Raw genomic sequence first — 13,722 nt, 5'->3', positions numbered from 1 at the left:
CTGCGAATATTTAGCGCGGCTTGCCGAGCAAACCTGCGCGACGTGCAACCAGCGTCGCCTGCGTACGGTTAAGTACACCGAGTCCGGATAGCACCGCAGTGACATGCGCTTTCACGGTTTTTTCCGTCATACCAAGTTGTTCGGCAATTTCGCCGTTACGCAAACCATCACACATCAGTCTTAGTACTTCGGTCTGACGTGGCGTCAGCCGACTCAGCAGGGATGCATCATCGTCGTTGTTGTTGCCATGCGTGTTATCCGCAGTCGCGAGGCTGTCAAAAGTCGGCGGCAAATAACCGTGCCCCTGCATCACACTGCTCAGTGCGGCAAACAGGGTTTTGCTATCTGCTGATTTATGGATGAAGCCATGCGCACCGCTGGCCAGTGCATGTCGCACATCATCCGGATCTTCCGAGGCGGACAGCGCGAGTATGCGCAAGCCGGGCCGGAGTTGACGCAAACGCTGTAGCAGCGCACCACCACCGATATCCGGCAGGTAGTAATCCATCATCACGGTGCTGATTGCCGTTTCCGTTTGTACCAGCTGTAGGGCTTCGTTGCCGCTGGCAACGCTATGTATCTGCAGCGTCGGATCAGCCTGCACCAATGCCAGCGTCAGTCCCTCGCGGAACATAGCATGATCGTCGATCAGTAATACAGATGACACTGGCGTCTCCTTGGCTTGCGCTGGCCTTAGCTGACTCGCATTATCGCTTAATTGGAACTATGCCTGCGCCCTGATTTGCTTACTGTCCGCCGCGTGCTTCAGCGAGTGCGATGGTCAGGTGCTGCACTTTCTTTTTCAACTGATCGCGTTCTTCGTTCAGTTCAGCGATTTTCAGATTCAGTTTATGAATGGTGATTTGATCTGGTGTCGCATCATCCGGCGGTGGCACCGGCTCAGGCTTGGGTGGCAGTTTTGCTTCACGTACCTGGCGCGCAACCTGACGCAATTCCTTCTTGCCACCGGCGACCGCTTCTTTTTGCTTCTCTTCCGGTAGCGAAGAAATCGCGGCGGCGGCATTGATGGACACCACGCCGGTCTTTACCGCCTGCACCAGTTCTGGCGTTGCAGTCTTTTGGATTTTTTCTATCTGGCCCAGCGTCACGCTGCTGATACGTGCTTCCTTGGCGATGACATCACGTTTCAACGGTGGCTCGGCTGCGCTTGCAGCGCTGGCTTCCGCATCTGCCTCAGCAGGCGCGGCTTCCTTCACCTGCACCACGCGCGCCGACAGGATCTCCTTCTTGCGCAAAGCCAGTATGCCGCGCTGGAAGTCAGATACGCTGCGTCGCCCCAGATGATTATCTATCATCCACAGGTGGACATCGTCCATCGACTTGAAGGTTTCGTTTTGTCTCGTGTTAAAGGCAATGCCGTGTTTCTGGCAGATACCGTAACGATTGTGACCATCGATCAGCAAATCACCCCATAACACCAGCGCATCACGGCAACCTTCCGCCAGCAAACTACGCTCCAGCGCCGCATATTCGTCGCTGGTCAATGGATCTATATAGGCTTTCAGTTCTTCGTTGACGGTAATGGTGGTCATGGTTCAGCAAAAAATGAGTAAGGCGGTAGTTTACACACAGGCACGACGATGTCGCAAAGTAATTCCGCAGCGAACACGGGCAGTTGCCCATACGGATCGTTACTGTTTCAACAATCATCAAAAAATATTTGTCACAAAATATTGACTTCGGAAACGATCACTTCCATAATCGCATCATGAAACCATCGACCCACTCCAGCAACTTGTCCAATCCGCGCGGCCGCCCACGCGAATTCGATATGGATGACGCACTCGACAAAGCCATCCCTTTGTTTTGCGCGCGGGGTTTCCACGGCGCGTCCATCAATGACATCGCGGAATCCATGGAGCTGACGGTAGGCAGTATCTACAAAGCTTTCAAGGACAAGCGCGGAGTCTTCCTCGCTGCGATCGACCGGCAACTATCGATACGGCAAGCCGCCTTGCGTGACATGATCGCCGCGCAAAAATCCGGCCGCGATAAATTGCGCGCCGCGCTGATGTTTTATGCAGGCGTGTCGAATTGCGATGCAGACATACAGCAAGGCTGTCTCATCGTCAGCACCACGGTAGAGTTGGCCACCTTCGACGACGAAATCGCCAATCGTGCCAAAGACTCCTTCAAACGACGTGAAGTCATCATCGCCGAGTTACTCAAGACAGGTGAGGCAGATGGCAGCATCGCCGCCAGCAGCAACAATGCAGCAACCGCGCGACTGATGTTGTGCCTGATGCAGGGTCTCATCGTGATCGGCAAGGCAGGTCGTACCCGCAAAGAGTTAATGGCTGTGGTCGATGCAGCGATGAAAACCCTCGATTAATTTTTTTTGACAATTTAGGAAATATTTATTTCCTTATTTAAAGTATTTGATAGGATGAGCATGTTAAGCAAAACATTACCCGGCACGATACCTGTCACCGCCCAAGCCCTGCCCTCGTGGCTGACATTTTTACTGGCGCTGGCCTGCGGCCTGATCGCCGCGAATGTCTACTACGCACAACCGCTGATACGCCTGATCAGCGTGGATCTTGGTCTCTCCTTGCAGGCAGCGGGTCTGATCGTGACCCTGACACAACTGGGTTATATCACCGGCCTCATCTTCGTCGTGCCGCTGGCCGACCTGATAGAAACCAAGCGCCTCACCATCAGCGTGATGGCGGTCAGCATACTTGCCCTGATCGGTGCGGCACTGGCGACCAAGGCAGAAGGATTTTTGTTCGCATGCATATTGCTCGGACTAGGCTCCGTCACCGTCCCCATCCTGGTACCGCACGCCGCACACCTGGTAGCGGAAAGTGTTCGTGGTCGTACTGTCGGCAACCTGATGAGCGGCATGATGCTGGGCATCATGCTGGCGCGTCCTATATCCAGCCTGATCGCTGACCACAGTTCATGGCATACGGTATTCATTGTGTCGGCTGCGGTGATGACACTGCTGGCGATTTCATTGCACTTCGCTTTGCCGACACGCAGGCCACAGGGGAAATTCAGCTACGGACATTTGCTCGGCTCGATGCTGACGCTGGCACGGCAAACCCCGGTCTTGCGCAGACGCGCGATTTATCACTTCTTCCAGTTCGCCGCGTTCATCCTGTTCTGGACCGTCACGCCTCTGCTACTGACCGGCCCGGTCTTCCACTTGTCGCAAACAGGTGTTGCCTTGTTCGCGCTGGCTGGCGTCGCCGGTGCCATCGCAGCACCGATTGCCGGACGTGCTTCCGATCGCGGCTGGACCAAACCTGCAACCGCGCTGGGCATGCTGGCCGTCGCCATCGCATTCCTGATCACGCATATTGCAGAAGCCGGATCGCCACTGGCGCTGACCTTGCTGGTCGTCGCTGCCATCATGCTGGACTTTGGCGCTACCGCGACCCTGGTACTGGGTCAGCGTGTGATCTTCGGCCTAGGTAGTGAGATACGCGGCCGTGTCAGCGGCGTGTACATGATCATCTGGTACTTCGGCGGCGCACTGGGTTCGTCAGTTGGTGCATGGGCATATGCACACGGCGGCTGGGAACTGGCTTCGTGGGTCGGATTGTCGTTGCCGGTGATAGGCTTGTTGTACTTCGCAACGGAAAAAGAGTGAAGTACATGTTTTAATTCAAGCAGTAAGTACGTTAAAAAAGCGAACCCGCGGGTTCGCTTTTTTATTTTTCTGCGCTTGCCGTCAACACCCGTTGCAAGCGCGTTTCTGGTGACAGGTCACCTTCCAGTCGCAGCACCTCGCACTTGCGCGTACCCAGCCATAAATTATGCCGCTCGAGACTGCGACCTTCTGCAGTACCAGCATCATATTGTGCTGCCCAGGCCAGAAATGCCGGATCAGCTTTACCGAAGCGACGTTCTTCGCGCACCTTCAGACGCGCCAGCCTGAGCTCGGTCGGGATGTAGAGGAATACGATCAGGTCGAATGCATGTTCGAGTTCCAGCCCCCAATCGATCAGAGAACCTGCGACCACCGTATTCTGATGGCTGCGTATATCGTGCAACAAGACTGCAGCGCGCTCCGCTACATCACGCTTGTGTTGGTACGGCGGATCGCTGGGCAACCAGAAATAATCGTCGGTCTCTATACATGTGGCTTGCGTCGCTTCAGCTACGGCTGCAGCCAGCGTCGAGGTGCCTGAACCGGCGGCACCGGTAATAAGTATGTGCATGCGAAATGATAAACCTAACTATCGAGCGGGACGACGCGGTCACCCGCTGCGGGTACGCAACCATCGGCGATAGGCGTCCAGCCACGATGTACTACAACTTGCTTGCCGTCGTGACAGATCTCTACCCGCTCGCTGTCCGGATACTGTTGATGCACAAAGGTTTCGACGGTGGCAGGCAAACTGATTTTCAGCTTAAGTGCGTACCTATCCTCGGCCGGATGATCATCCAGATGTAACAAGGGGACGAAGCTGGAGGCAAACATCAGCCAATGTGAATTGACAGCTGTCGGCTCCGGCGCGTAGTGCGCCTGCTGCAACCAGAGCTGTGCACGGGCGCGCAGGTCCTCACCGTCAGGCAGATCGCCCCAACCCGCCGCCATGGTTTCCATTACCCACTGATTACAGTTCTGGTAGTTCAATGCATAGACATACGCATTGGCGCTATAGGTCGCTGCCAGCAAACGCAATGCGCGTGGTTTATCCAGTGCCGCCTGGCGCAAGCTCTGTGCCGCCTGCTCTGGCAGCTTGACGATGGAGATGTAGCCTAGCGATGGATTGTCTATGCCCATCGCGAAGCCAGCCATGCCCTGGTCAAAGATACGAGGACGCTCTTCTTCGCAGGCATAGTAAAGCTGACGCGCAGTCCATACCTTGTCTTCATCGCGCCAGGCGATGGCGGCATGCGAATAGCGTATCTGGAAGCGTGACAGGTCGAGGCCGGAACGGCTGATCAGGACCGTATCGGAATTAACAGCAGCTAACTCTTCACGTACAACACCAGCAAAGCGCAGGATGCGGTCTTGCTGTGCTGCCGTGAGTTGATGTGCGCGATCACAGAAATTGGATGCGGCGGATGAGCCGGAAGCGGCATATGCGGCGCTGGTAACGGTGCTGGTAACTATAAGCGCGCTAATAAGGGTTAACGCGCTTACAAGGGATAGCCTGAACCTCACAGACCTACTATGCGCGGTGTGAGTTCTTCATGCCATTTGTCGGCCAGCACCAGATAGAAAGCTTCACGCGTATCGCTGCGCGCAAATTCCAGTCCATATACACGGTTCTGTGCATAGACCAGGTCGCCGCGACCCAGACCTTGCTTGTCAAGGATATTGGCTGGCAGGTCGAGCACGATGCGTTGCTGTGAGGCATCGGCCTGCATGGTGACGCGACGTAAATCAGCGCGTTCCGGTGCTTCGGCCACGTCGATGATGCGGTAGTCACCGTCGGCGCGCTTTTCATCCTTGCTCGAGCTGTCGCTGGATTCATGTAGCGATGCAGAGACGCTGCCGCTGGAAGCGGAACCCGCACTCGACGCCGATGACGGCAGACTCTCGGCATGTGCTGTGAAGGCGAGACCGCTTATTGCAGCAAGGCAAGCAAGACGCAAACTAACTGGGAAGTTCATGATGGAGACTCCTTCTGATTTCATCGAACCGGGATAAGCTCTCTGACCACACAGTGTGCAGCAGAGTTCGCAAAGCAGGCTATGCCTAGATCTTATATTGTCCGGCGTCCTGGCGGAATTAAATCTCCGTTAAATTTAGCTAGAAAGAAAAAAGCCCGCTGTCAGCGGGCTTTTTGTAAGAACTACAATCGAACACCTACGATCAGGCTGCAGCGCGCAGTGTCTTCGCTGCTGCCACCATATTGTTCAGTGCTGGCAACACCTCAGCCCATTGACGTGTTTTCAAACCGCAATCCGGATTCACCCACAGGCGCTCTGCCGGTACACGCTCTGCCGCTTTCTTCATCAGTTGCACCATGTGCTCCTGGGTCGGAATGTTAGGCGAGTGGATGTCATAAACACCAGGTCCGATCTCGTTCGGATAGTTGAAGTTGTCGAATGCATCGAGCAACTCCATATCCGAACGCGATGTTTCGATGGTGATGACGTCGGCATCCATATCAGCGATAGACGCGATGATGTCGTTGAACTCCGAATAGCACATATGGGTATGGATCTGGGTTTCATCTTCCACGCCATTTGCAGTAATACGGAACGATTCCACCGCCCAGTCCAGGTAATCCTGCCATTGCGACTTGCGCAGCGGCAAACCTTCGCGCAACGCAGCTTCGTCAATCTGGATCACATGTACACCGGCTTTTTCCAGATCCAGCACTTCGTCACGAATCGCCAGCGCGAGTTGTTTGCACGATACCGAACGTGGCTGATCGTCACGCACGAAAGACCAGTTCAACATGGTGACCGGGCCGGTAAGCATGCCCTTCATCGGTTTCTCGGTCAGCGATTGCGCATAGGTGCTCCACTCGACTGTCATCGCTTGTGGACGGCTGATATCACCGAACAGGATAGGCGGTTTCACGCAACGCGAACCATAGGACTGGACCCAGCCGAACTGGCTGAAGGCGTAGCCTTGCAGTTGTTCGCCAAAGTATTCGACCATGTCGTTACGCTCTGCTTCACCGTGCACCAGCACGTCGAGACCCAGTGTTTCCTGTTCACGCACACTGCGTTCGATCTCAGCCTGCATCGCAGTCTTGTAGCTCGCATCATCCAGACGACCGGCCTTGAATTCACTACGGGCGTGACGAATTTCAGCAGTTTGCGGGAAGGAACCGATGGTCGTGGTCGGGTATGCAGGTAATTTCAGCAATGCAGCCTGCTTCTTCGCACGCAGTGCATAAGTACTGTCACGTTTGCCCAGGCCCGCATCGATCTTGGCGATCGCTGCCTGCACAGCCGGATTGTTGACACGTGGCGATGCACGGCGTGCTGCCAATGCTGCCTTGTTCTCAGCCAACTCTGCTTGCACCGAGTCACGGCCAGTGCGCAGTGCTTTACCAAGTACACGCAATTCAGCCAGCTTCTGGATTGCGTAGGCGAGCCAGGACTTGATCTCTGTATCCAGTTTTTGTTCGCTGTTCAGATCGACCGGCACGTGCAACAAGGAGCACGACGGTGCGATCCACAGGCGTTCACCCAGGCGCTTGGCCAGTGGCTCTACCCAGTCCAGCACGGCAGTCAGATCAGTTTTCCAGATGTTACGGCCGTTAATCACGCCCAGCGACAGCACTTTGTCAGCGCCCAGCAAATCGATCAGCGGCAATACGTCATCGCGGCCATTGATCGCATCGACGTGCAAACCCGCAACCGGCAGGCTCGCAGCCAGCGCACGGTTTTCCAGCAATTGACCGAAGTAAGTCGCCAGCAGCAATTTGACGCGGCTGTTTTTCAATTGATCGTAGGCAGCCTTGAATGCGTTTTGCCAATCGGTGTCCAGCTCGGTGACGAGGATAGGTTCATCGATCTGTACCCATTCCACACCTTGTGCTGCGAGTGCATCCAGCAATTGCGCATACACCGGCAACAAACGTGGCAGCAAAGCCAGTTTGTACAGATCGTCTTTGGCCTTGCCTTGCGCCAGGTAAGTGATAGGGCCGATGATGACTGGCTTGCCTTTGACGCCTTGCGCCTTGGCTTCTGCCAGTTGTTCCAGCAAGCGTGTGGTGTCGAGTTTGAATTCGGTTGCAGCTGTGAACTCAGGCACGATGTAGTGATAGTTGGTATCGAACCATTTGGTCATTTCACCTGCCGCGACACCGCCACAGCAAGCACTGTGGTCTTCTGCACCTTGTGTCGAACGGCCACGCGCAACGCGGAAGTAGTTGTCCAGCGCGTCGCCGTGGAAACCACGCACACGCTCAGGCAGGTTGCCCAGCGTGAAGCTCATGTCGAGCATTTGATCGTAGAACGCAAAGTCGCCGACCGGCACCAGATCCAGACCGACCTGGTTGTCCCAGTGGCGTTGGCGCAGTTGTGCACCCAGATCTTTCAGGGCGTCGCGCGAGGACTCGCCCTTCCAGTAGGATTCGAGTGCAAATTTCAATTCACGCTTTGCGCCGATACGGGGAAAGCCGAGGTTGTGTATGGTGGTCATGGTTCGCTCCAGAAAACAAGAACGAGAATAATAGGATGCGCAATCCATGAAGTAAAATGGTATTATCTCAGACATACATGAATTTCACTCATGCATTGAATTAGACCATGTTAGAGCGCATCCACCTCGCCGTCGTCCTCGAAGTAGAAAAACAAGGCTCCCTGACCGGAGCCGCCAACGTGCTGCACGTCACGCAATCCGCGCTGAGCCACAGCATGAAGAAACTGGAGCAGCAACTCGGCACCGATATCTGGGTGCGCGAAGGACGTGCGCTGCGCCTGACGCAAGCGGGGCAATATTTGCTGGCGGTCGCCAATCGCGTGCTGCCGCAACTGACGCTGGCCGAGGAACGGCTGCGTCAGTTTTCGCAAGGCGAACGCGGCGCCTTGCGCATAGGGATGGAATGCCACCCCTGCTATCAATGGCTGCTGAAAGTGGTGTCGCCTTACCTGACGGCCTGGCCGGATGTCGATGTCGACGTGAAACAGAAATTCCAGTTCGGCGGCATCGGTGCCTTGTTTGCATATGAAATCGATTTGCTGGTCACACCAGACCCGCTGTACAAACCCGGCCTGCACTTCGAACCGGTGTTCGACTACGAACAAGTGCTGGTGGTACCGCATAAGCACGCGCTAGCCAAAGTAAAGTATGTCGAACCTGAGCAACTGATGAGCGAAGTCCTGATCACCTATCCGGTTGCCACCGACCGGCTCGACATCTACAACCAGTTCCTGCTGCCTGCGGGCATCACACCGAAGCGTCACAAGACCATAGAGACCACCGACATCATGCTGCAGATGGTGGCCAGCGGTCGTGGTGTGGCGGCATTGCCACGCTGGCTGGTGCAGGAATACGCCAGCAAAATGGACGTGGTACCGGTACGTCTGGGAGCGGACGGTATTGCCAAACAGATTTTCCTCGGCGCACGTGAAGCCGACCTCGATACCGACTACCTGCAAGCCTTTATTGCGCAAGCGCGGGAGCCGGTGGCGTCGTTTAATAAAGGCAAAAAATCGTAAGGCTGCTTGCCGTATGGTCAACTATGACGTGGCTTACCGGCGATCCCTTTCTGGTATCCTTGCGCGCTGTATAGTGAAAATTCGCCGCAAATCCAGCAATCTCAGGCACCAGTTCATATCGTCATACGACTACCGTTTTAAAGGCTGTGCATCACACCTTGCACGCCCGTGTTTCAAATTTGTATTTAACGCTTTTAGATAAATTGAGGAATAGATAAAAATGAAATGTGCATTGGTAGGTTCGCGCTATTTCGGCGCCTTGGTATTTGAGACGCTGCGCAAGGAAGAAGGTATCGAATTCACCAGCGTCGTCGCGCCGTCGGAAGATGACCGCCTGGCACAAGCAGCGCGCGCTGCCGGTGTACCGCTGCATATCATGGAAAACCCGCGCTTCGTGCCGGGTGAAGCCATTGCCGAAGGTACCGACGTCATCCTCGCCGCCCACACCCATGCCCGCGTCAGCGATGAAGCATTGGCCCGCGCCCGCCTCGGCGGTATCGGTTATCACCCTTCCCTGTTGCCTAGACACCGTGGCATAGCCGCAGTCGAATGGACCATACTCGAAGGCGACCCTATCGCTGGCGGCTCCATCTATCACCTGGCCGACGGTTGGGATGCAGGTGCGATCGCGGCGCAAGACTGGTGCTTCGTCGAAAAAGGCGAAAGCGCACGTGAACTGTGGGAGCGTGCACTCGCACCTATGGGCCTGAAACTGTTGAGCCAGGTCATCCACTACGCAGCGGAACACAATGCACTGCCAGCGTTTGAACAAGACCAGCGCTTCGCCACCAAGGCACCGATGATCCGTCGCTCGGTCGTATTGGCAGAAGAAGTCGAATCCAATACCGTAGCCCTCATCGTTTCCATCGTCGGCACCGATCGTCACGGCATCGTGCGTTCGCTGGCAGAACGTGCAGAACGCTACGGCGCAAACTGGGCCGCCAGCCGTATGACACGCCTGGCCGGTGAATTCGCCGGTATGGTGCACTTCGAAGTGCCACGCGAAAATGCTGAAGCCTTGACCAACGCATTGCGCAGCCTGGATTCCAGCGGCCTGCAAGTAGTCGTGGCGAAGAGCGATGGTGCCAATCTGTCCGACTCGATCAAGAGCGTCGAGCTTGAGCTGGTCGGCGACGACCGCGTCGGCATCGTCAGCAGCCTGACCAAGATGCTGGCCGAGCGCAATATCAGCATCGAGAGCATCCACACCGAAATCGTACGCAGTGGTGTCTCCGGCAAGCAAACCTTTAAAATCGGCGCGCACCTGCTGGTACCAGGCAAGCTGTCCATCGATGAGCTGCGTCAGGAACTGGGCGCACTGGCCCATGAAATGACAGTCGATATCGCCCTCGGTGAGAAGCCTGCAGCAGCCTGAGACTGAAATCCGCCGGATTGGCATTCCGACATGCCAAATAACTAATTAAGTTGTAATTCGGCGGACATTCTGAGCATTAACCAGAGTTCAGCGCGCTACTTTGGTAAAATCTCTCCTTTTCGGCATTTCATGCCTTTTGTGGCCTGGCCAGGTAATCCCTGTTCAGGCCGAATTTCTTTATTATTGCTGGAGCAAACGTGCCAGGTCTATTACCCAACGTCGATCCCGACGGTCTTCTTGAATACTCCGTCGTCTACACAGATCGCGCGATCAATCACATGTCCGAACGCTTCCAAGGCGTCATGCGTGACATTTCCAAGACTTTAAAACATGTCTACAAGGCGCAATCCGCCATCGTCATGCCAGGTAGCGGTACCTTCGGCATGGAAGCGGTTGCCCGTCAGTTCGCAACCAAGCAGCAATGCCTGATCCTGCGCAACGGCTGGTTCAGCTATCGCTGGACCCAGATCCTGGACACCGGCAGCATCCCTGCCGCGACCACAGTATTGAAAGCACGCCAGCTGGAAGATTCGGCACAAGCACCATTCGCACCGGCACCTATCGCTGAAGTCGTTGCGACCATTAAAGAAATCAAACCGGCAGTCGTATTTGCACCGCACGTAGAAACCGCTTCCGGCATCATGCTGCCAGACGACTACCTGCGCCAGGTTTCGGATGCCGTGCATTCGGTAGGCGGCTTGTTCGTACTCGACTGCATCGCTTCCGGCACCATCTGGGTCGACATGCAAGCGACCGGCGTTGACGTCCTGATCAGCGCACCGCAAAAAGGCTGGAGCGCTTCCGCTGGTTGCGCCTTCATCATGCTGAGCTCCCTCGCCCGCGAAAAAATCGAATCCACGCAAAGCACCAGCTTCGCTTGCGATCTGCGCAAATGGCTGCAAATCATGGAATCGTACGAGCAAGGTGCAGTGGCTTACCACACCACCATGCCGACCGATGCACTGACCATCCTGCGTGGCGTGATGGAAGAAACCGCTGCATATGGTTTCGACAAAGTCCGTGCCGAACAACAGGAGCTGGGCGACAAGGTACGCGCACTGCTGACCTCCAAAGGCTACAAGAGCGTGGCAGCCGAAGGCTTCCAGGCTCCAGGCGTAGTCGTCAGCTACACCAACGACGACGGCATCCAGTCGGCCAAGAAATTTGTCGCAGCCGGTTTGCAAACCGCAGCTGGCGTGCCATTGCAATGCGATGAACGCCCAGACTTCAAATCCTTCCGCGTCGGCCTGTTCGGCCTCGACAAGCTGCACAACATCGAGCGCACGGTAGCCAATCTGTCCAAAGCTCTGGACACCTTAGGCTAAAACCTGCGTATCTCCCTATCGATCATGCGTGATGGAATTCAGCCATCACGCATGCGATAGTTCCCATCCAAACATGTACAAGAATTTATTGATGTCGCTCGCGCTCAGCGTACTGGCTTCCACCAGCCACGCAGCAGGTGACGTCGCCGCTGGCAAACGCGTATTTGCCAAATGTGCGAATTGCCATCAGGTAGGACCATCTGCACGCGGCAACTTTGGTCCGCAATTGAATGGCATCGTGGGACGTACTGCAGGCACGACCAAAGACTATAAGTATTCCAAGGCGATGAGTTCTTCGCGCGTGGTATGGACTGAGGCCAACCTGCGTGCCTTCATTAAATCGACAGATGATGTAGTGCCGGGTAACAAGATGCGCTTTTTCGGCATCAGTGATGAGAAGCAGCTGACCGACTTGCTGGCTTATCTGCAAACCTTCAAATAAACAGACGTCAGCAAACTAGTTGCAGCTGGGATGCACCATGTCCAGCAAGGTCTGTAACTGGCGCAAGCCCTGCTCCCAATCGCCCAGATTGGATTCCGCATTGATATGTCCGAGTGCACCCGCACTGAGGAAACCGCAACCCCAGACATCAGCCCAGTAAGCCGCACGATTGCTTGCCATCCACGGATCATTGCTGCTGCCGATGACGATGGACGGACATGGCAGGCGCGCATCGCGCAAGATGTCATCGACCCCGAACTTTTCCGGATCGGCCGGTGCGACCAACAAGGCTCCTGCCAGGTCAAAGCGACCATGACTCGCTGCCTGCATGGTGGTGAGACAACCAAAGCTGTGCGCGACGATCAGCGTAGGCTGATCCGACTCACTCAGGACTTCGGTCATGCGCTGCGCCCAGCGTGTCAGGTCGGGTTGCGACCAATCGTCCTGCACGACGCGCTGGAAGCTCGGATACAAACGCTCCCAGCGCGATTGCCAATGGTCAGGGCCGCTGCCATGCAGACCCGGCACCACCAATACACGATAATCAGATAGATAAGGGAGAGTCATGATTCCAGGCCTGCCGTCGCAATTGCTTCCGGCTCGCTCGCATCCTGCGCAAAGCTAGCCTTGGGTTGATCCCACAAATAACCCTGCGCCAGTATGGTTTGATGTGCCTGGGCACCCAGCTTGCGCAGCTTGTCGTAAATCTGGCTTGATTCTACACGTTTGAAAACCAGCTTCACATTCTTCTCACCGGCCACGCTGAGCAAGTCCAGGGTAGCGGCTTCATCGGTGATTTCTCGCACGTCAACCTTGATCACATCCGGCTGCACCTGCTCCAGCAGATCCAGCCCCTGGCGCGCATTCGCAGCATTCACTGCCAGGCGGAAACCATTGCGGCGATAGTTGTCAGCAACATAGTTCAGCAGCCAGGCCTGGTCCGGCTGGATCAGCGGCAATTGCAAAACGATTTTCTTGTGCGGCAAACCGAGTACATCGAGTATGCGGCGGAATGACATGCCGTGATTGCTATCGACCGCTGCCAGCAGGCGCGCGTGCACGCTGAGGTAGAGGTCGTAATCCACCATTTCCGGCTGACGATAGAAATTGACCGCGTGCAGCAGGCGGCACAATCTATCCAGTTCTATCGATTGTTCATCGGTGGCGCCAGTATCCAGCAATTTCCAGATACTCAGGCCGGTGTCATTCTTGGAATAGCTGCGCATGAAACCCTGCACACCGATGATGCCGCCTGATTCTGGCGAGCGTATCGGCTGGAAGGCACTGGTCAGCGTCGAGTTGAAGTAGCGTCCGTGGGCACGTCCCTGCTGGTCCAGCCCCAAGCTACTGTCAGCCTGGGGGGAAACATGCAGGCGCGATAAATATTGTTGCAAGGCGGGGAAAGTCATACTGCTGTTCCTTGATCATCAAGGAGACATCTGAAAGCGCCTGCGTCCATCGCAGGCACGCTT

General features: G+C 55.6%; 14 protein-coding genes. 6 read left to right on the top strand and 8 right to left on the bottom strand.

From position 1 onward, the window contains the following. Positions 1-10: 10 nt before the first annotated feature. Positions 11-667, bottom strand: coding sequence for a response regulator transcription factor (locus tag H7U06_RS05830; protein WP_175625257.1), 657 nt, complete (start codon positions 665-667; stop codon positions 11-13). A gap of 79 nt (positions 668-746) precedes the next feature. Continuing rightward, a complete protein-coding gene (locus H7U06_RS05825) occupies positions 747-1,553 on the bottom strand; it encodes a hypothetical protein (protein ID WP_175625256.1) in 807 nt (268 codons plus the stop codon). Between the two features lie 176 nt (positions 1,554-1,729). On the opposite strand from H7U06_RS05825, the gene H7U06_RS05820 reads away from it, so the two are divergent. Beyond that, positions 1,730-2,353 carry a TetR/AcrR family transcriptional regulator gene (locus H7U06_RS05820; protein WP_195874568.1) on the top strand — a complete coding sequence of 208 codons (624 nt, stop codon included), beginning with the start codon at positions 1,730-1,732 and terminating at the stop codon, positions 2,351-2,353. Positions 2,354-2,407: 54 nt separating this feature from the next. Next, positions 2,408-3,619, top strand: coding sequence for an MFS transporter (locus tag H7U06_RS05815; RefSeq protein ID WP_217703438.1), 1,212 nt, complete (start codon positions 2,408-2,410; stop codon positions 3,617-3,619). A gap of 61 nt (positions 3,620-3,680) precedes the next feature. On the opposite strand, the gene H7U06_RS05810 is transcribed toward H7U06_RS05815, so the two are convergent. The 4 genes from H7U06_RS05810 to metE all read right to left on the bottom strand — a co-directional run bounded on the left by H7U06_RS05810 (position 3,681) and on the right by metE (position 8,089). Beyond that, the gene (locus H7U06_RS05810; protein ID WP_175625254.1) at positions 3,681-4,190 is read right to left on the bottom strand and encodes an AAA family ATPase; all 510 of its coding nucleotides are present in this window, start codon (positions 4,188-4,190) and stop codon (positions 3,681-3,683) included. Between the two features lie 14 nt (positions 4,191-4,204). Next, positions 4,205-5,104, bottom strand: a complete 900-nt coding sequence (locus H7U06_RS05805; protein WP_175626047.1) for a DUF2145 domain-containing protein — start codon at positions 5,102-5,104, stop codon at positions 4,205-4,207. Positions 5,105-5,139: 35 nt separating this feature from the next. Continuing rightward, positions 5,140-5,595 (bottom strand): hypothetical protein, encoded by a 456-nt coding sequence (locus H7U06_RS05800; RefSeq protein ID WP_175625253.1) that lies wholly within the window; start codon positions 5,593-5,595, stop codon positions 5,140-5,142. A gap of 202 nt (positions 5,596-5,797) precedes the next feature. After that, positions 5,798-8,089 carry a 5-methyltetrahydropteroyltriglutamate--homocysteine S-methyltransferase gene (gene metE / locus H7U06_RS05795; protein WP_175625252.1) on the bottom strand — a complete coding sequence of 764 codons (2,292 nt, stop codon included), beginning with the start codon at positions 8,087-8,089 and terminating at the stop codon, positions 5,798-5,800. Positions 8,090-8,196: 107 nt separating this feature from the next. Here metE and H7U06_RS05790 point away from each other — a divergent pair, with 107 nt between their 5' ends. From H7U06_RS05790 to H7U06_RS05775, 4 genes are all read left to right on the top strand, one after another. Further along, positions 8,197-9,108 carry a LysR family transcriptional regulator gene (locus tag H7U06_RS05790; protein WP_175625251.1) on the top strand — a complete coding sequence of 304 codons (912 nt, stop codon included), beginning with the start codon at positions 8,197-8,199 and terminating at the stop codon, positions 9,106-9,108. 220 nt (positions 9,109-9,328) lie between these two features. Further along, complete coding sequence (locus tag H7U06_RS05785; RefSeq protein ID WP_175625250.1) at positions 9,329-10,483, top strand: formyltransferase family protein; 1,155 nt, start codon at positions 9,329-9,331, stop codon at positions 10,481-10,483. Between the two features lie 197 nt (positions 10,484-10,680). Next, the gene (locus H7U06_RS05780; protein ID WP_175625249.1) at positions 10,681-11,808 is read left to right on the top strand and encodes an aminotransferase class V-fold PLP-dependent enzyme; all 1,128 of its coding nucleotides are present in this window, start codon (positions 10,681-10,683) and stop codon (positions 11,806-11,808) included. Positions 11,809-11,881: 73 nt separating this feature from the next. Next, complete coding sequence (locus H7U06_RS05775) at positions 11,882-12,250, top strand: cytochrome c family protein (RefSeq protein ID WP_175625248.1); 369 nt, start codon at positions 11,882-11,884, stop codon at positions 12,248-12,250. 15 nt (positions 12,251-12,265) lie between these two features. On the opposite strand, the gene H7U06_RS05770 is transcribed toward H7U06_RS05775, so the two are convergent. Further along, the gene (locus H7U06_RS05770; RefSeq protein WP_175625247.1) at positions 12,266-12,817 is read right to left on the bottom strand and encodes an alpha/beta hydrolase; all 552 of its coding nucleotides are present in this window, start codon (positions 12,815-12,817) and stop codon (positions 12,266-12,268) included. After that, a complete protein-coding gene (locus H7U06_RS05765; protein ID WP_175625246.1) occupies positions 12,814-13,659 on the bottom strand; it encodes an EAL domain-containing protein in 846 nt (281 codons plus the stop codon). Before H7U06_RS05765 ends, H7U06_RS05770 begins: the two co-directional genes overlap by 4 nt. Between the last annotated feature and the right edge of the window lie 63 nt (positions 13,660-13,722).

The sequence above is a fragment of the Herminiimonas sp. Marseille-P9896 genome (assembly GCF_903993245.1).
Classification (GTDB): Bacteria; Pseudomonadota; Gammaproteobacteria; order Burkholderiales; family Burkholderiaceae_D; genus Oxalicibacterium; species Oxalicibacterium contaminans.
Note: the sequence above shows the minus strand (reverse complement) of the source record. Positions and strands in the feature narration are given on the sequence as shown.

What these genes read in the sequence shown, in the direction of transcription:
- H7U06_RS05785 (WP_175625250.1), top strand. Translation starts at nt 9,329, where the DNA reads ATGAAATGTGCATTGGTAGGTTCGCGCTATTTCGGCGCCTTGGTATTT.
- H7U06_RS05810 (WP_175625254.1), bottom strand. Translation starts at nt 4,190, where the DNA reads ATGCACATACTTATTACCGGTGCCGCCGGTTCAGGCACCTCGACGCTG.
- H7U06_RS05800 (WP_175625253.1), bottom strand. Translation starts at nt 5,595, where the DNA reads ATGAACTTCCCAGTTAGTTTGCGTCTTGCTTGCCTTGCTGCAATAAGC.
- H7U06_RS05770 (WP_175625247.1), bottom strand. Translation starts at nt 12,817, where the DNA reads ATGACTCTCCCTTATCTATCTGATTATCGTGTATTGGTGGTGCCGGGT.
- H7U06_RS05815 (WP_217703438.1), top strand. Translation starts at nt 2,408, where the DNA reads ATGAGCATGTTAAGCAAAACATTACCCGGCACGATACCTGTCACCGCC.
- H7U06_RS05790 (WP_175625251.1), top strand. Translation starts at nt 8,197, where the DNA reads ATGTTAGAGCGCATCCACCTCGCCGTCGTCCTCGAAGTAGAAAAACAA.
- H7U06_RS05765 (WP_175625246.1), bottom strand. Translation starts at nt 13,659, where the DNA reads ATGACTTTCCCCGCCTTGCAACAATATTTATCGCGCCTGCATGTTTCC.
- H7U06_RS05820 (WP_195874568.1), top strand. Translation starts at nt 1,730, where the DNA reads ATGAAACCATCGACCCACTCCAGCAACTTGTCCAATCCGCGCGGCCGC.
- H7U06_RS05775 (WP_175625248.1), top strand. Translation starts at nt 11,882, where the DNA reads ATGTACAAGAATTTATTGATGTCGCTCGCGCTCAGCGTACTGGCTTCC.
- H7U06_RS05825 (WP_175625256.1), bottom strand. Translation starts at nt 1,553, where the DNA reads ATGACCACCATTACCGTCAACGAAGAACTGAAAGCCTATATAGATCCA.
- metE (WP_175625252.1), bottom strand. Translation starts at nt 8,089, where the DNA reads ATGACCACCATACACAACCTCGGCTTTCCCCGTATCGGCGCAAAGCGT.